Annotated in this window: 19 protein-coding genes; all 19 read right to left on the reverse strand. The window is 60.7% G+C overall.

All coding sequences use genetic code 11. The features are described from left to right. Positions 1-52: 52 nt before the first annotated feature. The 19 genes from holA to QKE19_RS09530 all read right to left on the reverse strand — a co-directional run bounded on the left by holA (position 53) and on the right by QKE19_RS09530 (position 24082). Complete coding sequence (holA, locus tag QKE19_RS09440) at positions 53-1111, reverse strand: DNA polymerase III subunit delta (protein ID WP_347890865.1); 1059 nt, start codon at positions 1109-1111, stop codon at positions 53-55. Continuing rightward, on the reverse strand, positions 1108-3084 hold the full coding sequence (locus QKE19_RS09445; RefSeq protein ID WP_347890866.1) for a ComEC/Rec2 family competence protein: 1977 nt from the start codon (positions 3082-3084) through the stop codon (positions 1108-1110). The genes holA and QKE19_RS09445 overlap by 4 nt, the downstream gene beginning before the upstream one ends. Next, positions 3068-3838, reverse strand: a complete 771-nt coding sequence (locus QKE19_RS09450) for a ComEA family DNA-binding protein (protein ID WP_241482456.1) — start codon at positions 3836-3838, stop codon at positions 3068-3070. The genes QKE19_RS09445 and QKE19_RS09450 overlap by 17 nt, the downstream gene beginning before the upstream one ends. 126 nt (positions 3839-3964) lie before the next feature. Continuing rightward, a complete protein-coding gene (locus QKE19_RS09455) occupies positions 3965-5308 on the reverse strand; it encodes a DegV family protein (protein WP_070439396.1) in 1344 nt (447 codons plus the stop codon). Then, entirely contained in the window at positions 5298-6005 is a 708-nt protein-coding gene (locus QKE19_RS09460; protein ID WP_272715676.1) for a histidine phosphatase family protein, read from the reverse strand. The genes QKE19_RS09455 and QKE19_RS09460 overlap by 11 nt, the downstream gene beginning before the upstream one ends. A 2-nt stretch (positions 6006-6007) precedes the next feature. Further along, positions 6008-6466, reverse strand: a complete 459-nt coding sequence (gene rsfS, locus QKE19_RS09465) for a ribosome silencing factor (protein ID WP_005511538.1) — start codon at positions 6464-6466, stop codon at positions 6008-6010. 88 nt (positions 6467-6554) lie between these two features. Next, positions 6555-7325, reverse strand: a complete 771-nt coding sequence (nadD, locus tag QKE19_RS09470) for a nicotinate-nucleotide adenylyltransferase (RefSeq protein WP_347890869.1) — start codon at positions 7323-7325, stop codon at positions 6555-6557. Positions 7326-7346: 21 nt separating this feature from the next. Further along, positions 7347-8690, reverse strand: coding sequence for a glutamate-5-semialdehyde dehydrogenase (locus tag QKE19_RS09475; RefSeq protein WP_246822230.1), 1344 nt, complete (start codon positions 8688-8690; stop codon positions 7347-7349). Positions 8691-8704: 14 nt separating this feature from the next. Next, positions 8705-8857 carry a hypothetical protein gene (locus tag QKE19_RS09480; RefSeq protein WP_347890871.1) on the reverse strand — a complete coding sequence of 51 codons (153 nt, stop codon included), beginning with the start codon at positions 8855-8857 and terminating at the stop codon, positions 8705-8707. Beyond that, positions 8858-9571 (reverse strand): class E sortase, encoded by a 714-nt coding sequence (locus QKE19_RS09485; protein ID WP_347890873.1) that lies wholly within the window; start codon positions 9569-9571, stop codon positions 8858-8860. A gap of 174 nt (positions 9572-9745) precedes the next feature. Beyond that, the gene (proB, locus tag QKE19_RS09490; protein ID WP_016422314.1) at positions 9746-11095 is read right to left on the reverse strand and encodes a glutamate 5-kinase; all 1350 of its coding nucleotides are present in this window, start codon (positions 11093-11095) and stop codon (positions 9746-9748) included. 98 nt (positions 11096-11193) lie between these two features. Then, positions 11194-12708 (reverse strand): GTPase ObgE, encoded by a 1515-nt coding sequence (gene obgE / locus QKE19_RS09495; protein ID WP_070429496.1) that lies wholly within the window; start codon positions 12706-12708, stop codon positions 11194-11196. 257 nt (positions 12709-12965) lie between these two features. Beyond that, complete coding sequence (gene rpmA / locus QKE19_RS09500; protein ID WP_016422312.1) at positions 12966-13223, reverse strand: 50S ribosomal protein L27; 258 nt, start codon at positions 13221-13223, stop codon at positions 12966-12968. Between the two features lie 40 nt (positions 13224-13263). Continuing rightward, the gene (gene rplU / locus QKE19_RS09505) at positions 13264-13572 is read right to left on the reverse strand and encodes a 50S ribosomal protein L21 (protein WP_005511541.1); all 309 of its coding nucleotides are present in this window, start codon (positions 13570-13572) and stop codon (positions 13264-13266) included. Positions 13573-13955: 383 nt separating this feature from the next. Beyond that, the gene (locus QKE19_RS09510) at positions 13956-18038 is read right to left on the reverse strand and encodes a translation initiation factor IF-2 N-terminal domain-containing protein (RefSeq protein ID WP_347890875.1); all 4083 of its coding nucleotides are present in this window, start codon (positions 18036-18038) and stop codon (positions 13956-13958) included. Positions 18039-18609: 571 nt separating this feature from the next. Next, positions 18610-19020 carry a nucleoside-diphosphate kinase gene (gene ndk / locus QKE19_RS09515; protein ID WP_038629458.1) on the reverse strand — a complete coding sequence of 137 codons (411 nt, stop codon included), beginning with the start codon at positions 19018-19020 and terminating at the stop codon, positions 18610-18612. 84 nt (positions 19021-19104) lie between these two features. Beyond that, a complete protein-coding gene (locus tag QKE19_RS09520; protein WP_049190860.1) occupies positions 19105-19620 on the reverse strand; it encodes a DUF4233 domain-containing protein in 516 nt (171 codons plus the stop codon). Beyond that, positions 19617-21122: a folylpolyglutamate synthase/dihydrofolate synthase family protein gene (locus QKE19_RS09525; protein WP_347890880.1), complete on the reverse strand. Its 1506-nt coding sequence runs from the start codon at positions 21120-21122 to the stop codon at positions 19617-19619. The genes QKE19_RS09520 and QKE19_RS09525 overlap by 4 nt, the downstream gene beginning before the upstream one ends. A gap of 224 nt (positions 21123-21346) precedes the next feature. Then, entirely contained in the window at positions 21347-24082 is a 2736-nt protein-coding gene (locus tag QKE19_RS09530) for a valine--tRNA ligase (RefSeq protein ID WP_038628102.1), read from the reverse strand. Positions 24083-24158 lie beyond the last annotated feature (76 nt).

Raw genomic sequence — 24158 nt, forward strand, 5'->3', positions numbered from 1 at the left:
GGCTTGAAAGTGTCATAAACTCACACAGTTTCACATTTGCAGCCCGTAAATTTTAACGCCGATGGGACGAATGGGCCAGCTCCGCGACACGAAGCACCGACTGTTCCAGCGATAGCTCGGGAGTCGACGAGGCTCCCTTGGTGTCCGCATCCAGCTGTGCCGCAACAACCACAGCGCGAGCGACCGCCGGAGTTGACCAGGCCGAAGCCAACCGCTGAGTTTTCTCCAACTTCCACGGCGGCATGCCATAGCGGTGGGCATCCCTGCGAGCATTAACGCCACGTGCGCCGTGGAGCCGAGCTACATCACCGACCATTCCCGTGATTGCAGCCGACAGCAGTGCCGGTGCCATTCCCAGCTGCAAGGCGCGGCGCATCTTGGCCAACGCTTCCCCACCGCGACCGCGCAGTGCGAGCTCGGCAATCTCAAAGCCCGAGACCTCCGCCGAAGCACCGTAGTAGGTGCGCACTGCTTCCGAGGTGACCTTGCCCGCGGTATCCGCACACAGCTGGGAAATGGCAGTCGCCAGTTCGCGGAGGTCTGAACCGACCGCATCCAGGACGGTATCGATGACGTCGCGACGCACCTTAACCCCGTGTGAGGCGAACTCTTCGCCAACAAAACCGGGCAAGTCGTTTCGCTTGAGCGGTTGCGCCTCGAAGAAGCGGACTCCTAATTTGCGCAGGTCAGCGACCATTTTTTTCTGACGTCCCTCACCGCTGTGAAGGAGAATCAACGTGATGCCCGGCGCGGGATCCTTAACCGAATCCATCAACAGCTTGGCAGGCTCTTTGCCGGCGTCTTGGCAGTCGGTGACAACCACGATCCGGTCATCCCCAAACAATGAGGGGCTGAAGAGCTCCACCGCGTCAACAGCCGTCATGTCCCCTGCACGGATGGTGGTCACAGGCACCGAGCGTCCACCCGGATCGGACTCCGTTGCTGCCTGCGCGCGGACGGCAGCGACAATGGCGAGGCGGGCGCGGTCTTTCAGCAGCTCCTCTTTGCCCACAATCAAATTCACGGGTGCGACGGCGCTCAATCCCGACCTCTTTTCCGCGTTGATTCCTGCGACTGTTGTTTCTAGCCTACGGGACAGCCCGGATTTCACCTTCCTCGCCAGACTTCACCATTGGAATACAGGGCTTGTGGGCCATCTCGCTGCGGGCACACCACGGGAATGTGGTCGGGTGTCATTACAATTTCTCGCACGTGCGGACCACACTCGCGGGCGATAAACCACTGGGGTGAGCGGTGCGATTGGAGCGGTCGACCGCGCACGGCTTCAGCGATATACGACGGGGACTCCACCGCCACGGTTTCTGTCGTGGGGTTATTGGTGGTGTCATCGAGCACCTGGACGTACTCCGCCTCTCCCTCGGTGAGTCTGAGCGCAATTCGGCACTGCCGGCTGAGCGGGGTCGGTGCAGGGTAACCAACCGATGCAACATGGTTGGCGGGTTCTCCGGCAGTACCCGCGTGAATGAGAACGATCTGGTTCTTCTCAGCGCAGGCTGCAAGCTTCCACCCCTGTGGGGCACGCGCAATGTCGAGGCCGAACACCCAAATAACGGCATAACTACCGGCTGCCAAGACAGCAGCGAAGGCCCCAGCGCGGAGCGCAAGACGGGGCCACGCCCAGAGCGTCGACAAGCATGTGAGTGTGAGAGTGCAGGAAACGACCAACGTGACCGCCCCAGTGGCGGGCGCGACGATTCCTGCGGTGAGGCGTGCGACCTGATGAATCCACCATGCGCACGGCGCGGCGCACCATAGCAACGCACTGACCAGCCAATTGAGATGCAGTGCGGCCGCAACGGCAGCGAGCGAACCAGCGATAGTAACCGGTGCGACGGCGGGCGCGGCGAGGAGATTGGCGAGCAGCGAGACATGGCTGATCTCGCCGATAAGGAGCGCCAACACGGGCATGGTGACCACGTGTGCGGCAATCGATACGGCGACGGCGCGGACTACTGGGGCGGGCCAGGTACCCATAACGGTGGTGGCGGACAGGCGTCTGGCAAGGGGCTCGGCAAGAAGGACTAACCCGGCGGTGGCTGCGACCGAGAGGGCGAAGCCCACTGATACCGATAGGTCTGGAGCCAGGAGAATCAACCCAATAATGCCAGCCGACAGCGCCGCGATGGCCTGGCCAGCTCGTCCTACAAGAATCGCCAACAGCCCAATGCAGCCGGTGACCACCGCGCGTAGCACTGACGGTTCTGTACCCACAATTGCCACAAAGCCATACAGGGCAAGCGCGGCGACTGCGACGCGCACCCGCGGTCCAGCCCACGAAAACACGGCCACAACAGCCCCGATAACAAGCGCAACGTTCGCTCCAGAGACTGCTGATAGATGTGAAAGCCCAGAGGCAGTCATCATGTCGCCGTCGTTGAGGCTAAAGCCGCGCTCATCGCCGATGGCCATGGCGGGAATCAGGCGGTCGGGACCAACGGGAAGATTCTGCGCCGAGTCAAAGAGCTGCTGGCGCACCTGAGCTGCCAGCCCCTGCGGTGGCGCGATGACCTCAACATCGCCACGCAGATTCAGCTGGATACCACTAATGCAGGGTTTGCTGGCCGCACGTATACCGGCTGTGGATTCAACTACGGCGTCTCTCGTGACCGCCAACAGTGACTCGTCTCCGAAAACCGACACCTGCCCCGGAAGGCCCTCGATGCGGGCCTTCGCGCTGGCCCCGAACTCGGTAGCTTTCGGCTCGGTGACGAGGCGCAATTGCACTTTCGACATCCCGCCAATGTCGTCATAGAGCTCGTGGGCTCGGGCTTGCGCTATGCGGATTCGCGTGGCCACCGCAACACTGGCCACCGCCACAGCTGGCACCACGATAGTGACGATTGCTCGCCAGCCGGAGGTCACCGCACCTCTTCCCCATCGCCACGACCAACGCTGCCACGCCCACGGCAACACCACCGCAGTCACGATTGCGGTTGGTGCCACAACTATCGCCCATTCTGGGCGCATGATCACTGCCACCGCAGTCGCCCACGCCAACACCGCTGCTGGCACTAGCCGCACGTCGAGCCCAGCACGAGCGCGCAGGTCAGACGGTGGCGGCATCGCGCAGAGCCTCTACCTTAGCCGGGCCGATTCCCGGAACCTCCTCAAGTGCGTCGATACTCGCAAAAGGCCCGTTCTTTTCACGAAAGTCGATGATTTTGGTCGCCGTTGCGGGTCCAATTCCGGGCAATTCCTCCAGCTGCGTAGCAGTGGCGGTGTTGATGTTGATCTTTCCGTCAGAGCCACCCGGGCCAGCCCCGCCTGCAGCACCGGCGCCAGAACCGCCAGAAACATCGGAACCGCCCTCCGCCGTCCCTGCTGGCAGCGCCTCTGTCCCAACCACAATCTGTTGACCATCTACCAACGGTGCCGCCAGGTTCACGCTGGCAGGATTAGCCTCCGGCAAAAGCCCACCCGCACGCTCAATTGCCTCCACCACCCGCGCACCCACTGGCACCTCCACCACGCCTGGATTCACAACCAATCCCACCACCGACACAATCAACGGCCCCATCTGTGCCTGAGCGTTAGTCTCCTTTCCCGCACCGGCTGGCGTCTCCGCTGGGGTTTCGGTCGTCTCCGGTGTCGTCCCCGCGACAGCCGCGTCCTGCACCGCAGGCATCTCCACCTGCGGCGTCGACGGCCACACCACCGCAGCGATTACTCCCAAGGCCAACACCGCAATCACAATGCACGCAGCCATCGCCACCCGCGGCGTCACCACCGCCCGGCGCGTGGAAAAGTCCACCGCCATGCGCTTGTCTTGATCAATCGGTTCCAGATAGTCCGCCAGCCGATTCCGCAAATTCGTCACGATGCGCACACTAGCGCCCCGCCCCACATGCCACCTCGACGAAAGCACTCATCGAGGCGCCATCTGTGGATAAAAATTGGCCTGTGGGGGTTATCCACAGGCCACATCATCTTCGCAGTTCAGCAACTACTTCTTCTTCTCGTCGCCGTCATCATCACGCTTGTTGCTTGACGACGACTCCCGCGATTTCTCCCCTTCGGTGCCAAATACAGCTCCCTCGGGATCGGACTTATCGCGCAGCGCCAAATCAGAGATAGCCTTCGCCAGACGCTCAGCTTTATCCAGAGCTGCTTGGCGATTCTCACTCCACGTTGGCAATTTAGAAACCGCCGTGGTGAAAAGCGGAATTCCCTGTTCATTAGTCACGACTGTGCGATGGATTCGTTTATTGCGGTTGCGACTGGCAGCCGGATTCTCAACTACTTTCACCGCAGCCTGGTCGGTGATTGGCTCACCTGGGTCCGTGGTGCCAGCGTTTTCAGCCGAACCATCCGTGTCAGCAGAGTCACCGGAATCGACTAAGTTCCCGGAATCGTGTTCCACCGTGTCCGCAGCCTCAGCATCAACAGCAGGCGCGTCACTCTCCTCCACGCTGTGGAGCAGCGCTGTCACGCCCATCTCTGTTTCAAAATCCATGGCATCCGAATCAATCGAGCCACCGGAGACCATGCCAACTGCATAGGCTCCCTGTCCGACATGAGCGGTAAGAGACTCCGGCAAATCGAGGATTCTAAACCGGGTATCGTCGGGTAGCTCTTCGGCAAGCATGGCCTGGAGCTCGTGAACGTCGTCAAGCGCGTCGGAATGATGCAGCAATACCGCAGGCGGACGGTTCGCCGATGACGCGGACCGCACCATCTTCGTGGCGAAATCCACCATGCGCTGCTTGACCTTCGCCTCTGTCCGGCACTTTGCGACGAGTGCCAGTGAGCCATCTTTAATGCCGACGATGGGCTTGATAGCGAGAGCCGTAGAGAGCATTGCTTGGCCTGCGGAGATGCGACCTCCACGACGTAGCGAATCAAGCTTTGGTACGAACAACCAGAGTCGATAGCGCTGCAGCACATCACGGGCGACGTCGGCAACCTCATCACGACTGGCCCCGGCCCTCGCGGCCTTGGCTGCCGCGATGGCAGCGGCACCGACTCCAGCTCCGACGGTGTCGGTATCGATGACGGTCACGCGGTCCAGCGCACCAGCAGCGGTGACAGCGTTAGACCAGGTCGCGGACATTCCCTTGCCAAGATGCAGGGCAACAACGCCAGCGTCAGAACCATCCTTGTTGGAGCGTTCCAGCGCACGCGCATATGCGGCGCACAGCTTCAGTGGACTGACTGCCGACGTGGTGACGGCGTCTTCATTGATGTCATGGCCGATGGGAACCACGGTGATGTCGAGCTTGCGGGCAACCTCAGGCATCAGACACGCGGTGTCATCGACAACAATGCGAACGCGACCGTCACCGGGCATGGCGGCCTCCTGAAGAGTCAGAAACCCGAGGCTCCCGCTCACGGACCTTCGCGTTAAAAGCATTGAGGTACCAGGAGGTTTCACCATTGACGCGCGTGCGCTGCTCCATTTCGACCCACGCAGTGTTGCCCAGGCCGTTGAACGTGCTGAAGTAGTCGCGCGGCATCTGCAGCAGGGCTGCGGTAGCGGCAGCAATGGCACCACCGTGGGATACGAGCACAAAGGTATCCGACTCCCAATCGGGGTTGGCCGCTAGCTCAGCAATGACCGCCAGCATTCGGTTGGAAACCTCAAAGCGGGTCTCGCCGCCCTTGGGCGCCCAGTTGAGATTATGGCGCCAGTGGTCACGCATACCGGGAAACGCGGAGTCAATCTCGTCGTAGGTGCGCTCTTGCCATTCACCGAGGTTGGTCTCACGCAGGCGCTTATCAAAACTCAACTCTGCACCGGTGGCCTCAGCTAGCGCACGGGCGGTGTCGGCTGCCCGGGTCAGGTCGGAGGACACGATTTTTGTGATTCGCGGTTCAGCCTCCGCCAGGTACCGCGCCGCAGTACGGGCTTGCTCGCGGCCAACGTCGGAAAGCTGCGTGTCCAGCTGTCCCTGAATGCGGCCGGTAGCGTTATACGATGTCTGCCCGTGCCGCAGCATAATCAGGCGACGTCGAGCGGCAACATGTGCCTCGCGTGAGCCCGCCACAATTAAAACTCGTCCGTGTCCGGGTTTTCGGCAGCCAGCGGAATCTCGTCGATAGAACGAGCATTGCGGGCGGAATCTTCGCCGTCCTCGTTGCTCGGCTGCTCGATGCCCTCGACCTCGATGCGCGGGCAATCGCGCCACAGTCGATCCAGGCCGTAGAAGTCGCGTTCTTCACTGCGGAAGACATGCACGACAATGTCGCCGTAATCCAGCAGCGCCCAACGTCCCTCACGGACACCTTCGCGGCGAACCGGCTTTGCGCCGAGGTCACGCAGATCGTCCTCAATTTCGTCGACGATTGCGGCAACCAGACGCTCATTGTCAGCACTGACCAGGACGAATGCGTCCGTAATCACCACCGGGCCAGAGACATCGAGAACAACGACGTCCTCACCCTTTTTGCTATCGGCGGCCTTCGCCGCGGCGGTCGCCAGCTCAATGGCGCGTGGTTGTGCAGTCACGAAAGACTTCAGCTCCTTGTGATTTAAAAGTCGTGAAAAACAGCGTTTGTACTTGTAACTTACCGTCTCAGCGGGATTTTGCTAACTTTCAGTCGTCGGTATCGGACTTCGCATCCTCCGGCGCGGCATCCACCGGCGCCGCATCCTCGGAGGCCGAGTTCACCGATGCGGGCCCCACAGAACCAACCGTGCCCTCAGCAGACTGGTACAAACCACGCTTAGCGATGTACTGCACCACGCCATCCGGCACCAAGTACCAAACAGGGCGTCCTGCCTCCGCACGCTTTCGACAATCGGTAGAAGAAATAGCCATCGCGGGAATCTCGATGAGGTGCAACCGTGAAGCGTCGATTCCTTCCAGGTCCTCTGCCCGCAGGTGAACCCCTGGACGAGTGACACCGACGAACGTTGCTGCGTCGAACATCTCCTCCCAGTCCCGCCACGTCATAATCTTCTGCAGCGCATCGGCACCGGTAATGAAGAACAGATCCGCGTTGGGATAGATGACCTTCAAATCCCGCAGCGTATCGACGGTATAGGTCGCACCCGGCCGATCAATATCAACCCGCGAGACCGAAAACTGCGGGTTCGACGCAGTGGCAATGACCGTCATCAGGTAGCGGTCTTCGCTGTGAGAGACCTTCCGGCCGCGCTTTTGCCACGGTTCACCCGTGGGCACGAAAAGCACAAAGTCGAGGTCAAAACGGTCTGCCACCTCGCTGGCGGCAACCAGGTGACCATTGTGAATGGGGTCAAAAGTGCCACCCATTACGCCAATGCGCTGCCGGGGCGCTTCCGCCGACTTCGCTGTCAACGCGGCGTGTACTCGCGACCGCACACTTTTCTTGCGCTTAATCATGACTGGCACTTTACCCGGGCACTACGGACGAGTCTGTCCACGACCAGCCAGAACCCACTTGCTGCTGGTCAACTCCGGCAGCCCCATGGGCCCACGGGCGTGCAGCTTCTGGGTGGAAATACCAATCTCTGCGCCGAAACCGTACTGCTCACCATCAGTGAACGCAGTGGAGGCATTGACGCTGACAGCGGCAGCATCAACACGGTCGACGAACTCCTGGCACACGCCCCAGTCACGTGCAGAGATAGCTTCCGTGTGGCCCGAGGAGTACTCAGTGATGTGATCCGTCGCGGCCACCACACCGTCGACAATGCGTGCGGCAATGTCTAGCGAGAGGTACTCATCCGACCAGTCTTCCGCCGTCGCAGGAATGACCTCACCGGTCCATCCAGAGGCCGCCAGATTATCGACATCGCCGTGGACCGCAACGCCCGCGTCGGCAAGCGCGTCCAAAATGCGGACCTGATCCTGCGCGGACAGCGCCGCGTCAATGAGAACCGTTTCAGTGGCGTTACAGACGCTCGGACGGCGGGTCTTGCCGTTAATCATCAGCGCAATCGCCTCGTCGATATCGGCGGAAGCATCGATGTAGATGTGGCAGTTACCGGTACCGGTCTCAATGGTCGGCACCGTTGCCTTCGTCACGACGGCCTCAATCAGACCGGCACCGCCGCGCGGAATCACTACGTCAACCAGGCCGCGGGCAGTGATGAGATCCTGCACGGAATCGTGGGTCTCACACGGCAGCAGCTGAACAAGGTCCTCCGGTGCATCGTGGTTGGCCAGCACCTCACGCAAAACCTCGACCAGCTGCGTGTTGGAGTGGACGGCCGACTTGGAGCCACGCAGCAAGGCCACGTTGCCCGACTTCAGCGCCAGACCAAAGGCATCGACAGTAACGTTCGGGCGAGCCTCGTAGACCATGCCCATCACGCCCAGCGGAACGCTGACCTGGGAAAGCTTAATGCCGTTAGGAAGAGTGCTGCCCCGCAGCACCTCGCCTACCGGATCCGGCAGGGCCGCAACCTGACGAAGCCCACCGGCAATACCCTCAACACGAGCGGCGTCAAGGCGCAGGCGATCCAGCAGGGAGTCACTAAAACCACGGGCCTTACCGGCCTCGATGTCCTTGGCATTGGCCACCAGGATCTCTTCAGTACGGGCGACCAGCGCGTCTGCTGCGGCCAGCAGGAGCTCGTTCTTGCGTGCCGACGTAAAGCGAGCCAGCTCTCCCGCGACAGCCTTGGCACGCTGTGCCTTATCTAAAACCTCGGCGCGCTCAGCAGCACGCTCCGGGCTAAGAGCCGAATCCTCGGCAATGCCCTGTTGATTGGTGTTAGCAGTTTCGTTCGTTTGAGCAGTCATGCCTACCAGCATAACTAGAGTGAGACATCATTTGAGGGAATTAACTCAGCAACCCAAGGAAAGATGTAATTCATCAACAGCAGGAACACGATGACGGCAATCACGATGGCGATGATCGCTTTCACCCACCACGGCCCCGGCAGGGATCGCCAAAAAGCTGCGTACATCTAGTTGACCTCCTTGGTCTCAACACCGGCGAGAACCGCGTGAATAATGAGCCGATGAGTGTTGTCCCACTGCGGATGGCAGGTAGTCAGCGTAAGTAGAGTCGCGTCACCGACCGGATTGAGGACATCGGCGCGGTCTGGAGTGACAATGTGCTGGCCGGGAATCTCGGGGACGTTAGTTCCTTCTGGCACGCAGTCGAAGCTTTCCCCTGCGCCAGCCTTACCGTCGACCGGTAATACCTTGTAGCGGTAAATAGCTTCACGCGTCTCTACAGTGATGTCATCGCACGTCTGCAGGCGGTCAATGTTGTCAAAGGGAGCTCCGTGGCCGTCACGATGGGCGGCATAAGAGCTGTTGCCCACCTGCCCCGGAAGGGCTGTGCTCGGATAATGGCCGGGGCCACCGCGCAAAACTTCCTGAGAGACACCTTCGAATACGACCAAATCGCTAAAACCGGCCTTAGGAGCGGAAATCATCGCCACCGCAGAGCCAGGCACCCAGGAGCCCTCAACAGCTGGCTCCGTGCCTTCTGGCGCCGGAGCTGAGGCCGATGCCGGTGCGGACCATGCCTGCTGCAGCTCATCACGAGCCTGCTGCTGAGCTTTCCCGGTTTCAAGACCAGACCAGTACAGCAGATAAAAGGCGAAGAGCGCCACCAGCACTCCAGCGGTCAAGAGCAACTCGCCGATGACGCCAATAATTTTCGATAACACACTTAGGATTATGCCCGAAAGTTCCTCATCCAGGCAGTCCGCGCTCAGGCACTCCTCCCCCAGCCAGTCCGCACTCAGCTAGTCCCCACTCAGCCGGTCTTTGCCGAGGCACCTCTGTCCGGGCGCGCCCAGGTGCGCGTCTTTAAGCGCTGCAGCTCTCAGCGCAACGCTCTCCTAAGCGCGGGAGGCGAAATCCGACAGGTAGTCGGCATGGACGACAGGCTTCTGCATGTCATTCGGCAATTCCTCGGTGTGGTAGCCGATCATGCCCAGCAGTTCTTCAGAGTCATAGTTGACCTCGCCGCGTCCGATGACCTCACCGCTCGGGCCAATCAGGTCGACGATGTCACCAGCGGAGAACTCACCGTCAACCGAGGTGATACCGACCGGGAGCAGCGACTTGCGCATGCGGGTCACAGCGTCGACCGCGCCGGCATCCAGGCGAAGCAGGCCCGAGCTATCCGCTGCGTAGAGCATCCAGAACTTCCAGGCGCTCAAGCGGTTGTCCTTCGCGGCGAAAGCGGTTCCCACGTCTGCCTGGTCAAGTGCTCGCTCAATGTTGGACGCCGAAGTCAGCAGCACCGGCACCCCAGCACGCGAAGCCAGGCGTGCGGCAGACACCTTCGAGGCCATTCCACCGGTGCCCAGTGCCCCACCGTCACCGGCGATAACACCACGCAAGTCGTTACCGCTGCGCACCTCTGGCACAAAGGTTGCACCTGGATCGGCCGGGTTACGGTCGTAGAGGCCGTCGACGTCGGAAAGCAGAATCAGTGCATCGCAGTACGCCAGGTGACTGACCAGGGCGGCCAGGCGGTCGTTGTCGCCGAAGCGGAACTCCGAGGTCGCGACCGTGTCATTTTCGTTGACAATTGGCACTGCACCCAGCTGGCGCAGGCGGTCGATAGTGCGCTGAGCGTTGCGGGCACGCGAACGCACACCTGCATCGTCCGAGGTCAAAAGCACCTGCGCAGAAGTGCGGCCATAGCGCAGGAAGGAGCGTCCCCACTCCTGTGCCAGGCGCACCTGCCCCACCGCTGCAGCCGCCTGCTTGGTCGCCAAATCAGTGGGACGCGAAGTCAGCCCCAGCGGTCCCATTCCGGATGCCACTGCGCCGGAGGACACGACGATGACATCGCTAAAGCCCATACGCTTTTCCAGGGCATCGGCAATGAAGTCGATGCGTTCGGGATCGGTACGACCGTCAGATCCGGTCAGCGAGGAAGAACCAATCTTCACCACGACACGCTTCGCAGTCCGAATTGCCTCACGAGTCTCGGAATCGAAACCGCCTTTGGTTCCCGGAGATAAATTCTCAGTCGCCTTTTCAATCTCAGCGACGGTGGATTCGGGATTGTTGTGAAGCAGCTCGTCGACCTCCTCACGGGAAATCGGCGCGTCCGATTCAGACTTCGGCGCGGTAGCTACCGGGGCATCTAATGCATCTGCTCCAGTGACGTCAACATCGTTGGCAACGGTGTCGGAAGGGATAACTGACTCACTCATTTCACTAATGGAAAACATGACGGTCTAATGTAATTCTGACTATATAATTGTTTAAACAATCAGTGACAAAATGCAAGTTTGAAGTCTTCGCTTGCCGACGACGCTGGCGCCCGCGACTATGAGTACCGGTCGCGAATAGCCTCTTCGCCATCCCCGAAATCGTACTCGTCAATCAGACCACGGCGGGCCTGCGATGCACGCTTACGCTGCTCAGCGCTAGTGCGCTCGTTGACGTAGAGACGATCGTCGGTACCACGGCCACTCGGCACGAAGTCATCGGTGCCCGCGACCTGCTGCGGGTACCACTCGAAGGTGAGATAGGAAATCGTCACCGGGCAGCCAACCGTTGCCCCAGCCTTTGCCAGGGCATCTTCTACACCAAGCTTGGCCAGGCGGTCAGCCAAGTAGCCGACTGCCTCGTCGTTTTCGAAGTCCGTCTGGTTAATCCAGCGTTCCGGCTTACGGCCACGCACAATGAACCCATCTGGGGTATTCGGATCGCGCTCGATGGTGAAGTCCGCGCCTTCGCGCTTCTTGCCGCGCACACCTTCCGGACGGATGACCGCACGGGGCTCCTGCTCTGTTGGCAACGGATGCGCCTTGCGGTAGGCGGCAATCTGATCCTTCAGGCCGTAGGTCAGCTCCTTGAGTCCCTCGTGCGTCACCGTAGAGATCTCATAAATCGGCCAGCCGAACTTCTCCAACTCCTCGCGCTGCATGTCAATCATCTCGCGAGCATCGGGCAGGTCAATCTTGTTCAGCACGATGACGCGCGGACGCTCTGCGAGATCCCCAAGCCCCACGTCGGCCTTCAGCACCGACTGGTAGTTGGCGAGTTCCGTCTCCAACGCCTTGATGTCAGAGACCGGATCGCGGTCGCCCTCCAGAGCAGCAGCGTCAACCACATGCACGAGCACAGCGCAGCGCTCAATGTGACGCAGGAAATCCAACCCAAGACCACGGCCTTCAGAAGCCCCCGGGATAAGACCCGGCACATCTGCGATGGTGAAGGACTCGTAGCCAACGTTGACTACACCCAGGTTCGGCTGCAGCGTGGTAAATGGATAGTCACCAATCTTCGGCTTAGCAGCGCTCAAGGTGCTAACCAGTGAGGACTTTCCGGCTGACGGGAAGCCCACCAGTCCAACGTCTGCCATGGATTTGAGCTCCAAGACAAGATCCTTGGCCTCACCCGGCTCACCGAGAAGAGCAAAGCCCGGCGCACGGCGGTTTTTGTTCGCCAGCGCTGCGTTACCCAAGCCACCGTAACCGCCTTCAGCAGCGATGAAGCGGGCCCCCTTACCGGTCATGTCCGCCAGCACTTCCCCATCCTCGGTCATCACAACCGTGCCCTCCGGCACTCCGAGAACCAAATCCTCACCACGAGCACCATTGCGGTGGTCACCCGCGCCGGGCTTACCGTTGGCAGCCTTGATGTGGGGATGGAAGTGGAAGTCCATCAGAGTGTGAATCTGCGGGTCGACGACCAGCACAATGTCTCCACCGTGGCCGCCGTTGCCGCCATCGGGACCGCCGAGTGGCTTGAACTTTTCACGCAGCACCGAGTTACAGCCGTGACCACCGTCGCCGGCCTGCAAATGCAGTACGACACGATCTACAAAACGAGACATAAAATCACACACACTTCCGAGCGGAGAGCCATCATCTAGTGCCTGGAGTAATGCCCTAATTTAAGCGAGCCGGTGGGCAGAAGTCTAGGCGGTAACAAAACGCTGCCTCGCAACCTAACAGCGCGAAACAGTACATAAACAACAAAAGAGCCGATTACCTTTCGCAGTGGGAAAGGAATCGGCTCTTCAGCAAGGCAGTTAAACCTGCCTCAAATTCAACGTTGCAGTAATCCTATGTGGACAACCGAGGGTTGTTCCTAGGAGTTATTCTCAACGATGCTGACAATGCGGCGGTTACGGCGGGTACCGAACTCGACTGCGCCTGCCTTCAGAGCGAAGAGAGTGTCGTCGCCGCCACGGCCAACGTTCTCACCCGGGTGGAACGAGGTACCGCGCTGACGAACGAGAATCTCGCCTGCCTTAACCTGCTGGCCGCCGAAGCGCTTCACGCCGAGGCGCTTAGCTTCGGAGTCGCGGCCGTTGCTGGTGCTGGATGCACCCTTCTTAGTAGCCATGATTTTCTCCTAGGGAAAAGCTAATTGGAATTTCGGCGGTTTACTTGGAGACGCCGGTGATCTTCAGAACAGTGAGCGGCTGACGGTGGCCGTAGCGGCGCTTGTAGCCAGTCTTGTTCTTGTAGTGCATGCCGCGGATCTTCGGGCCCTTAGCGGCCTCGACGATCTCTGCGTTAACGGTAACGTTGGCAAGCTTGTCGGCATCCGCAATGACATCTGCGCCATCGACGAGCAGAACCGGGGTGAGAGCCACGGACGAACCCGGCTCACCCTCGATCTTCTCGACCTTGACGAGGTCACCTTCGGCAACCTTGTACTGCTTGCCGCCGGTCTTGACGATCGCGTACATAGGAGGGCTACCCCTTTATCTGAGAAACTCGACTCAAGGAATCTTTGTAATTCCTTGACTGGACAATGGAATTGCGATTAGTTGCGTGTGCAGAACACTTCAGGGACATACCCGAAAGCCAAATCCGAGTAGATTTCCCCGCTCTGGCCGTTTCCTTACCACCAGCGCCTCAAGCACCAGTGGGCATGACCAGATACGCCTACTAATCAGCGACTGGTCAAGAGTAGCGAAAAATCCCCCTAAATTACAAACTGCCCGAGTAAGACCCTGTCCCCCATTGGTTTTCACGGTCTTCCCGGGCAGTTTCCGAAGCCACTTTCCACCCCCTGCTTTAGGGAACGGAAAACAGTCTTCTATCTGGTCTTACTCCAGGTTTCCAGTACCTAGTTCTGGCCACTTCGGCGCACCGCACGACGCACGCGGCGACGACGATTGGCCGGTTTCGACTCCGGCGCCGCAGCACCGCGATTAGCCTGCTTCTGCTCTGGCTTAGTAGCGCGGTTTGAAGCGCCCTGTCGCTGCTTCGGCGCAGTCGCTTCGGCATCGCTTTGCGACGAGACCCTGCGCACCGCCCGACGGCGATTACGGCGAGCTCCCGTGCCCTGGACTGCTACGACCTCAACCCGTGACTTGCCCGAGCGGCGTCCACCGCCACTGCGGTTGGCGCTGCGGTTGCTGTCATCGCGGTTGTCTTTCGCACGATCTCCACCCTTGCTGCCTTCAGCGTCCGCCTTTGGCTTAGTGGACTCGAAGTCCTCGCGACGCGGTGCGCGATCCGAGCGGGAGTTACCGCGCGTCGGACGACGACGGCGTGGAGAACGCTCGAACGCCTCCTTCGCCTCCTCATAGGTCTGGGACTCCTCGGCCACAGCCTTACCGGTCTTGTTAGCGTTGCCGCTCTTGCCATCCTTGGCTGGCTCCCTCACATCTGTGGTGGAAGCTGCCTGAGACTCAGCCTGAGGCGCAGTGGTTTCATCCACAGCACTACGACGCACAGCGCGACGACGGCGACGTCGAGCGCTAGCGCTGCTGGAGCGTTCAGCCTCGCCACGGCCTCCACCGGAGCCACCGTTATCGGTGCGCTCGGCACGCTCAGCACGGGTCGGGCGCTCCGAACGCTTGCGACGATCACCATATTCTTCGTCGCGGTCATCAGCGTCGCGTGCAGCCGAATCAACGGCAACATGCTCCGCTACCCTGCGACGCGTAGCCCGGCGGCGGCGCTGCCCCTCCTGCGGCATGTAACGGTCATCCGACGGCTCCTCTGGGTCCTTCTCACGGGCTTCCGCAACAGCTGCGGCAGCCAGAGCAGCTAGGTCATTGGAGTTCTCCGATTGCTCAGTACGCTCGCGGCGCTCCTGACGGCCACGGCCGTTCTGTCGCTGCTCATCGTTTCGGCCCTGGCTCTTACGAACCCGGCGACGACGCGGCGGCTTCGGCTCATCGTTCTCAGAAGAGACAATGACAGCTTCGACAGCAGCTGCGACACGCTTGTCGGCTGCGTCTTTGTCGCGCTGGTTGGTCTCCGCGTCGTCGTCACGCGTTGCCGTGGAAGAGCCTGCCTGGTCGCCCTGATCGCGGTGCATGGCCAGCGCGGCCGGGTGGTTGGCCGGATTGTGCTCCGAGCGCGACTTGTTGCGGCGCTTGGACTTGTCCTGCTCGTCGTTGCGACGGCCATTCTTGTGGCCACGGCCCTGATTGTCCTGCTCAACCGGATCGATGTGGATAATCAGACCGCGGCCATTGCAGCAGCTACACGGCGTGGAGAAGGTCTCCAGCAGGCCTGTGCCCAGACGCTTGCGCGTCATCTGGACGAGGCCGAGCGAGGTGACCTCGGAGACCTCGTGACGCGAGCGGTCGCGGCCCAGGGCCTCCTTCAGACGGCGCAGCACCAAATCCTGGTTTTCCGGCAGCACCATGTCGATAAAATCGACGACAATCATGCCGCCCAGATCCCGCAGACGCATCTGGCGGACGATTTCCTCAGCGGCCTCCAGGTTGTTGCGAGTGACCGTCTCTTCCAGGTTTCCGCCAGCGCCGGTGAACTTACCGGTGTTGACGTCGATGACCGTCATGGCCTCGGTGCGGTCGATGACCAGCGTGCCGCCCGAAGGCAGCCAGACCTTGCGGTCGAGTGCCTTGGCCAGCTGCTCATCGATGCGGAAGTGCTCGAAGACATCGGCGCCGCCGTGCTCCTTGGCGAAGTAGCGCTGCAGTCGCGGCTCCAGCTCCGGCGCCAGGTCGCCGATGTAGTCCGTCACTGTGTTCCACGGGCGATCGCCCTCCACCACGAGACGCGAGAAGTCCTCGTTGAAGACGTCGCGGACGACCTTGACCAGCATGTCTGGCTCTTCGTACAGCGCAATCGGCTTTGCTCCACGCTTCGCCTTCGCTGCCTCGGAGGCTTCCCAGATCTCCTGCCACTGCGACTCCAAGCGCTTGATGTCGGCCTCGATGGCCTCCTTGGACACACCCTCGGCTGCGGTACGGATAATCGTGCCCGAGCCCTCCGGCGTAACCTCGCTCAGAATCGACTTCAGGCGCTTGCGCTCCGGCTCCGGCAGCTTGCGGGAAATACCCGCGCTCCGGCCGCCCGGCACGTACACCAGGAATCGACCAGCCATCGAAATGTGGGTGGTCAGACGCGCACCCTTGTGACCAATCGGGTCCTTGGACACCTGGACCAAAATCTGGTCGCCGGCCTTCAGCGCATGTTCAATCTTGCGCGAACGCGACTTCGTGCCCAGCAGCTTCCAGTTCAGGTCACCTACGTAAATGACACCGTTGCGGTCGGTTCCGATATCGATGAACGCCGCTTCCATGCTGGGCAGGACGTTCTGCACGCGACCGAGGTAGATATTGCCGATCTGCGTGGTCTGCGTGTCAGAGGTAACGAAGTGCTCGACCAGCAGGTCATCTTCCAGCACACCCACCTCAGTGACAATGCCCGCGTGGTCATGGCGCTTGCGCTCACGCACCACCATCGTGCGCTCCACCGACTCACGACGAGCCAGGAATTCCGCCTCCGAGATTACGTGGCGCTTGCGCGATTCCTCACGACGCTCGATACGGCGACGTCGCTGCGCCTCCAGGCGAGTCGATCCCTTAATCGCCTGCGGTTCCTCGACCTCATCGCGGGTTTCCTCTTCCTCGCGCTCTGTGTTTTCGGTGGTCTTCTCCGCTTGTTGCGCGTCATCATTACGACGCCCACGTCCACGACGGCGACGACGCGGGCGCGGCTGACGCTCCGTTTCGCTTGACGACGAGCCGTCCTGCCCCTCCCCCGCGTTGTCATCGGTGCCCTGGTTGGAGGCACCGCTGTCAGCCGAAGCAGCATCCTCGGTGGCCGAATCCTTGGCCGAGGCCGGAACAGCCTGCGGCGCCAGGAAGATAGGCGCAAACGCGGTCTGCTCTTCCGCAACCGGCGGCTCCGGGACTACCGGCGGCTCGATGTCCTGCAGGGCTTCGCTCTGAGTTGCCTGCGTATCCTGCGGCTCTTGCGTTTTCTGCGGCTCTTGCGCTTCCTGAATTTCCTCTGCTGCTGGAGCGCTGGTCGTGCGGACCGCACGGCGAACTCGGCGACCACGACGTGTGGTCACTGCAGCGCTCTTTGCAGCAGGTGCTTCGGCGGAAGCTTCCTCAGCGAAGGTTTTCTCAGCGGTCTCGGCTACGGTGTCGGCAGCCTTCTTATCGGAAGCATTCTTATCTGCAGCCTTCTTCGACGACGACTGAACTACAGCCTCAACAGCTTCCTCGACGACCGAGTTCGAGTCCTTCTGCTCGTCCTTCGCAGCGGTTTCTTCCGGAGCGCCAGCGGTCTTCTTCACAGCCCGCTTACGCGTTGCTCGCTTCTTAGTCGTGCTCTTCTTCTCTGCGCTCTGCTTCTCTTCAGCCTGCTTCTCTGCGCTCTGGTTTGCCGAGGATTTCTTAGCCGAGGACTTCTTGGTGTCCTTCTTCTCGGTCACTTCCTCGGCAGGCGCTGCGTCCGACTCCGCTTCGCTCTGAGCTGCCTTCTGGTCGGCCTTCTTTTCTGCCTTCGGCGCAGCCTTCTTTGTGTCCTTCTTCGCAGCCGACTTCTTGCCGCTCTTCTTCGCAGCTGGCTTCTTCTCGGACTTAGCTGCAGTTTGCTCGTCTGACTTCTCATCTGCCGCGTTCGGCTTACCTGCCGACTGTTTTTCCTTCGCGGCTGGCTTTTCGCCGGTTGGCTTGGTCGCAGCGGATCCGTCGTCAAGCGAGGCATCCTCTGGATGATCGCCGATGAAATTCAGCACTGCGTCGAGCTGATTTTGATTAATGGTGGACGCAGCGGACTTTACGACGATCCCCGCGTGCCCCAGTGCTTCGATGGTTTCCTTCGAGGTCAACCCCAAGCTCTTGGCCAGGTGGTGGACTCGGGTTTTCAGAGCCGCTGACTCACGATCAAATTCGCGTGCCTTAGCGACAACATCCTGGCTGAAATTTGCCACTGTATTTGTTTCTCCTTGACACCCCACCACGCAAAACCCGACAACAGGAAGCACACTCTTTGTCATTCCATGTGCGCCTACATCCGTTGTGGCCTTGGAAACCGGGCGGAGCAACGATGTTGCGACAGCCACTTCATTTGCGCCAAATGCGCAGATAGAGGGCCGAAAACGATGAACAATTATGAAAGTCTTATTGGCAGGCCTTCCGGCTGACTCAGGGATTCAGCGATCACATGCGGAATGTTTCATCCACCGGAGCGAACTCCCGGGCACTACTGCTGCTGTCCATTGTCGCACATATCGAGCAGGTGGCGCGCACCGACATTGGCGGCGGCGGGGCAATCCGAGTTACTGACTGCGTTTATGACAGAAATGGCCTGAAAAATTGCCGGAAAGTGTCATAAACTCCTACAGTTTCACATTTGCAGCCCGTGCCCGCATTCCCACGTGCAGCCCGCTGAAGGGCCGCCCCACGGTCGTCGACAAGCAAAAAGCGCCGAACCAGCAAACAATTGCTTGCTCAGTTCGGCGCCAGTTCAACGCTCACGGGTCAATGCTGAACCGTCAACGTTTAGAGGTTCGGGAACCAAATACCAATCTCGCGCTCAGCGGACTCCGGAGAATCGGAACCGTGAACAACGTTGTTAGCAACCTCAAGTGCGAAGTCACCGCGGATGGAGCCCGGGGTTGCGGCCTCAACCGGGTTGGTGCCGCCAGCGAGCTGACGCCAAGCAGCGATTGCGTTCGGGCCCTCGATAACACCAGCGACCAGCGGTGCAGAGGTGATGAAATCAACCAGCTCACCAAAGAACGGCTTATCGACGTGCTCTGCGTAGTGCTCCTTCGCAGTTGCCTCGTCAGCAACACGGAGGTCAAGCGCGACCAGCTTCAGGCCCTTGCGCTCGATGCGGGAGATAACTTCGCCGACCAGACCGCGGGAAACGCCGTCCGGCTTGATCAGAATAAGAGTACGTTCAGTCATGGTGAGCATCATACTATGACAAACCCCGCTGCACCGGAGTGGTGGTACAGCGGGGTGAAAGTCGCGACTACGAGCGCGGGAGACTTACGAGTGCTGGGTGGTCAACAGACCGCGCTCCATACGCTGGAGGAGGTTCTTCCGCAGATGCAGAATGTAGGCCCACACCAGGGCGAAGAAAATACCCACCACGCCCATAGACACGTGCGTGAAGATAGCCAGCACACCAAAGACCTGCAGCACAATGTTCGCCTTCAGTGCCCAAGGCTGCTTCTGCAGGAAAGCCATCGCAATCAGAGCCAGGCCCAGGATGGTGATGTACGTAACCGAGAAGGTCTGGTTAATCTGGCCGTCGGGAATGCGCGTGACCACAGTCAGACCAAGCAGCACCGAAATAGCCTGCATAATCAGCGTGCCGGACATAACACCGCGCAGACCCTTCAGCGGGTCCTTAGCCGGATCGTGTCCCGCACCGAGCGGGCCATACTTGCCGCCCTCACTCAGGTCACGCCCCTCGCGGTAGGCGCGCAGGGCCTCGCGGTCGGCAGCGGTGTAATCCTCCGCGCCATTGCCCTGTGGCTGGCTCGCCTGAGATTCACTCATTGCGGGTCCTTTCCAAATAGTGTCCGGGCTTCGCCCGCAGTGACAACAGATCCAGTGACGATCACACCGGAACCAGAGACAATACCGTCTCCGGTGTCGGTTTCCTCAGCCAGCGCTACAGCTAGCTCAACGGCGGACGGCAGAGTCGGTACGCGATGCACGCGCTCCTCGCCGAAAATCTCCTCCGCGAGGTCAGCCAGGTCGTCGTAGTGCAGCGCACGCGGCGATGTGTTCTGGGTAATAACCACTTCTTCGAAGTAAGGCTCCAGCTCCACCAGCAGCCCACGAGCATCCTTCTCCCCCAGCACCGACAGCACACCAATCACACGGCGGAAGTCGAACTCAGCGGAGAGGGCCGTGCGTAGCGCACGGGCACCGTGAGGATTGTGGGCGGCATCGATGAACACCGTCGGGGTCGAGCGCACGCGCTCCAGGCGGCCTGGCGATGCGACCGTCGCAAAGCCTTCGCGAACCGCATCAATGTTGAGCGGACGCCCCGGACCTGCGCCGAAGAACGCCTCCACCGCAGCCAGTGCTGTGGCTGCGTTACGCGCCTGATGCGGACCGTGCAGCGGCAGATGGATGTCGTCATACTCGCCGGCCAGGCCCTTGAGCGTCAGGTTCTGTCCGCCGACCGCCAGCTGATGACTGACGACGCCGTACTCAACTCCAGCGCGGGCGACGGAGGCATCCATTTCCACGGCACGTCGCAAAACGACGTCCATTGCTTCCGGCTCTTGCTCGCCGACAATGGCGACATTGTCCGGTGGCGTAAGCAAGTCGTCCTTATTCCACCGCGACTTGATGATGCCGGCCTTCTCAGAAGCGATTTCAGCCAGGGTATCTCCGAGGTACTCCGTGTGATCGAGACCGATTGGGCAGATGACTGCCACGTCGGCCTCCACCACGTTGGTCGCATCCCATGTGCCACCCATGCCGACTTCCACCACGGCGACATCAACAGGAGCGTCGGCGAAGGCAGCGTAGGCCATGGCCGTGAGAACCTCGAACTTACTCATCTGCGGGCCGCCCTTTTCGGCGGACTTGGCATCAGCCATTTCCACGTAGGGCTGAATCTCGCGCCAGATGCGCACGTAATCGCGTGGATGAATGGGCTGGCCATCGATGGCGATGCGCTCGGTAACCAGCTGCAGATGCGGACTGGTGGTGCGGCCGGTGCGACGACCGAGAGCGCGCACCAACGACTCAATCATGCGCACAGTGGAAGTCTTGCCATTCGTGCCGGCAACGTGAATGACTGGAGTGGCACGCTCGGGATGGCCAAGGATGTCCATCAGCATCTCGATCCGCTCGAGCGATGGGTCAATCTTGGTCTCCGGCCAGCGCTGATCCAGCTCGGCTTCCACCTCTGCGAGCTCGCGCAGCTCCTCTGCGGTGGCCTCCAGCGGAGCCGGCTCGTTGACTGGGCGGTCCACATCGACCGGCAGGCTCAGGCCTTCCTCGGACACGGAGACCTCACCGAGGCGCATGTCATCGGGCATGCGGTCATCGGCCATCACACCGGCGATTTCGCGAGGCTCAAGGTCCTCGACGATCTGGGAGTCAGCCGGATCGAATTCGAACTCAGGCGCTGCGGTGGACTCTTCTCGCACCGCAGACTCTTCCTGCGCCACCGAATCGTCCTCGCCGCCAAGATTCAAACGAATCTCCCCTGCAATCTCATCGTGTGATTCAGCACCCCGAGGTTCGATATCCCGTGGTTCGGTCATGCCTGCGGAAGTCCCTCCAAACGAGCCTTAATGCGGTCAATCTCCTCCAGTGCGAACTGGTGGCGAGTCTTAATCTTCTCCACGACTTGCTCCGGAGCCTTGGACAGGAAGGCCTCGTTGCCGAGCTTCTTTTCGGTGCCGGCCAGTTCCTTCTCGGCCTTGGCCAGGTCTTTTTCCAGGCGCTTGCGTTCAGCGGCCACGTCGACGGTGCCGGAGGTATCCAGCTCGATCAGGACCGTGGCCTGAGACAGACGCACCTCAATGGAAGCGGTAGCGGTGAATCCATCCTCCGGTGCCTCAGCACGAGCCAGCGAACGAATCATCTCTTCCTGAGCAGTCAGATCAGCATCCGCCAGGTTCATGCGTGCCGGTACGCGCTGCGACGGCTTCACACCCTGGTCATTGCGGAAACGACGCAGCTCGGTGACCAACTTCTGGGCATCGGCAATACGACGTGCGGCAACCTCGTCGACAGCAGCGCCGTCGGTGGTCATGGTGGCATCCGGCCAGGCGGAAATAACCAGAGAGTCCTCGAAGCCCTCCGCGCCGTCGGTAAGCGCCTTCCACAGCGTCTCCGTGACGAACGGCATGGACGGGTGCAGCAGACGCAGCAGCGTATCCAGCACGCGGCCGAGAACCAGACGCGTGGAGGCGGCGCGGGCGGCCTGCTCCTCGGTCATGGTCTCGCCGTCGTTCAGGCGCGGGAAGTCAACCTTGGTCATCTCCAGGTACCAGTCACAGACCTCGTCCCATGCGAAGTGGTAGAGGGCCTCGTTGGCCTTGGAGAACTCGTACTTATCCAGCGCAGCGTCAACCTCGGCGCGGACCTGTTCCAGGCGGTCCAGGATCCAGCGGTCGGTGTCGGTGAGCTGGTCGCGGTCCGGCAGCTCGCCCACGTGGGCCCCGTTCATCAGCGCAAAGCGGGTGGCGTTGAACAGCTTGGTGGCGAAGTTACGGGAGCTCTGAGCGGCGTCATTACCGACCGGCAGGTCAGAGCCCGGGTTAGCGCCACGCGCCAGCGTGAAGCGAAGTGCGTCCGCACCGTAGTCACGGACCCAGTCCAGCGGGTCAATGCCATTGCCGAGGGACTTCGACATCTTGCGGCCCTGCTCATCGCGGACCAGACCGTGCAGGAAGACATCCTTAAACGGCACCTGCGGACGACCGTCGCGCCCCTTACCCAGCGGTGAATCAGCCAGGGTGGCAGCAAAGGTCGAGAACATCATCATGCGCGCGACCCAGAAGAACAGAATGTCATAGCCGGTAACCAGTACGGATGTCGGGTAGAACTTCTCCAGCTCTGGGGTGGCTTCCGGCCAACCCATCGTGGAAAACGGCCACAGCGCAGACGAGAACCAGGTATCCAGCACGTCCGGATCCTGCGTCCAGCCCTCCCCCGTCGGAACCTCATCATCCGGGCCGACACAGACGACCTCGCCATTCGGGCCGTACCAAATCGGGATGCGGTGGCCCCACCACAGCTGGCGGGAAATACACCAGTCGTGCATGTCATCGACCCAATCGAACCAGCGCGGCTCCTGCGAAGCTGGGTGAATAACCGTGTCGCCCTCGCGAACAGCATCGCCGGACATCTTGGCCAGCTCATCGACCTTAACGAACCACTGCAGGCTCAGCAGCGGCTCAATCGGCTCACCCGAGCGCTCCGAGTGGCCGACCGAGTGAACGTACGGGCGGACCTCCTTGACAATGCGCCCCTGCTCACGCAGCGCCTCCGTCAGCGCAGTACGGGCTTCCGCACGATCCATGCCGTCGAAACGCGTGCCAGTGTTGAAGATACGGCCAGTGGTGTCAATGACCTCCGGCATATCCAGGTCGTGGCGCTGGCCCATGGCGAAGTCATTCGGATCGTGTGCCGGCGTGATCTTCACCGCACCGGTACCGAACTCGCGGTCCACATAGTCATCGGCGATGACCTGAATCTTCAGGTCCTCGCGGAACGGGTGGTCCAAAACCTTGCCCACCAGGTGCGTGTAGCGCTCATCCTCCGGGTGCACGGCAATTGCCACGTCGCCCAGCATCGTCTCCACACGAGTCGTCGCCACAACAATGGAGTCTTCCCCATCGCCGTAGCGGAAGGAGACGAGCTCGCCTTCAGCGTCCTCGTACTTGACCTCAATATCCGAGATTGCAGTCTGCAGCACCGGAGACCAGTTAACCATGCGCTTGGCGCGGTAAATCAGGCCGCGGTCAAACAGTTCCTTAAAAATCGTCTGAACCGCACGGGACAGGCCCTCGTCCAGAGTGAAGCGCTCACGGGACCAATCCAGGGAGTCACCAATCTGGCGCATCTGGTTGCCGATACGTCCGCCGTAATCGTGCTTCCACTCCCAGACCTTCTCCACGAATTCCTCGCGGCCATAATCGAAGCGGTCCTTACCTTCGGACTCCTTCAGCATCGCCTCGACCTTGGTCTGCGTTGCGATACCCGCGTGGTCCATACCCGGCAGCCACAGCACCTCGTAGCCCTGCATGCGCTTACGGCGCACCAGCGCATCCATCAAAGTGTGGTCCAGTGCGTGGCCCATGTGCAGCTGACCCGTCACATTCGGCGGGGGCAGCACAATAGAGTAAGCCGGCTTGGAGCTAGACGGATCAGCCTCGAAATAGCCAGCATCTACCCAGCCCTGGTACAGGTCCGACTCCACGTCAGCCGGGTTCCACGACTTGGGCAACTTATCTGCTCTGTTTAGGTCCACGTTGTTCTCAGTCACGCGTCACATCTTAGCGCCTTGCCCGGATTTGGTTTTCCAGGGGCTTTACGACGGCCCTTGCGCCCCACCCATATCT

This window comes from Corynebacterium sp. c8Ua_99 (assembly GCF_039907185.1).
GTDB lineage: Bacteria > Actinomycetota > Actinomycetes > Mycobacteriales > Mycobacteriaceae > Corynebacterium > Corynebacterium jeikeium_D.

What these genes read in the sequence shown, in the direction of transcription:
- QKE19_RS09445 (WP_347890866.1), bottom strand. Translation starts at nt 3,084, where the DNA reads ATGCCGCCACCGTCTGACCTGCGCGCTCGTGCTGGGCTCGACGTGCGG.
- QKE19_RS09480 (WP_347890871.1), bottom strand. Translation starts at nt 8,857, where the DNA reads ATGTACGCAGCTTTTTGGCGATCCCTGCCGGGGCCGTGGTGGGTGAAA.
- ndk (WP_038629458.1), bottom strand. Translation starts at nt 19,020, where the DNA reads ATGACTGAACGTACTCTTATTCTGATCAAGCCGGACGGCGTTTCCCGC.
- nadD (WP_347890869.1), bottom strand. Translation starts at nt 7,325, where the DNA reads ATGATTAAGCGCAAGAAAAGTGTGCGGTCGCGAGTACACGCCGCGTTG.
- QKE19_RS09525 (WP_347890880.1), bottom strand. Translation starts at nt 21,122, where the DNA reads ATGCCCGATGACATGCGCCTCGGTGAGGTCTCCGTGTCCGAGGAAGGC.
- obgE (WP_070429496.1), bottom strand. Translation starts at nt 12,708, where the DNA reads ATGTCTCGTTTTGTAGATCGTGTCGTACTGCATTTGCAGGCCGGCGAC.
- rplU (WP_005511541.1), bottom strand. Translation starts at nt 13,572, where the DNA reads ATGTACGCGATCGTCAAGACCGGCGGCAAGCAGTACAAGGTTGCCGAA.
- proB (WP_016422314.1), bottom strand. Translation starts at nt 11,095, where the DNA reads ATGTTTTCCATTAGTGAAATGAGTGAGTCAGTTATCCCTTCCGACACC.
- QKE19_RS09520 (WP_049190860.1), bottom strand. Translation starts at nt 19,620, where the DNA reads ATGAGTGAATCTCAGGCGAGCCAGCCACAGGGCAATGGCGCGGAGGAT.
- rpmA (WP_016422312.1), bottom strand. Translation starts at nt 13,223, where the DNA reads ATGGCTACTAAGAAGGGTGCATCCAGCACCAGCAACGGCCGCGACTCC.
- QKE19_RS09455 (WP_070439396.1), bottom strand. Translation starts at nt 5,308, where the DNA reads ATGCCCGGTGACGGTCGCGTTCGCATTGTTGTCGATGACACCGCGTGT.
- QKE19_RS09475 (WP_246822230.1), bottom strand. Translation starts at nt 8,690, where the DNA reads ATGACTGCTCAAACGAACGAAACTGCTAACACCAATCAACAGGGCATT.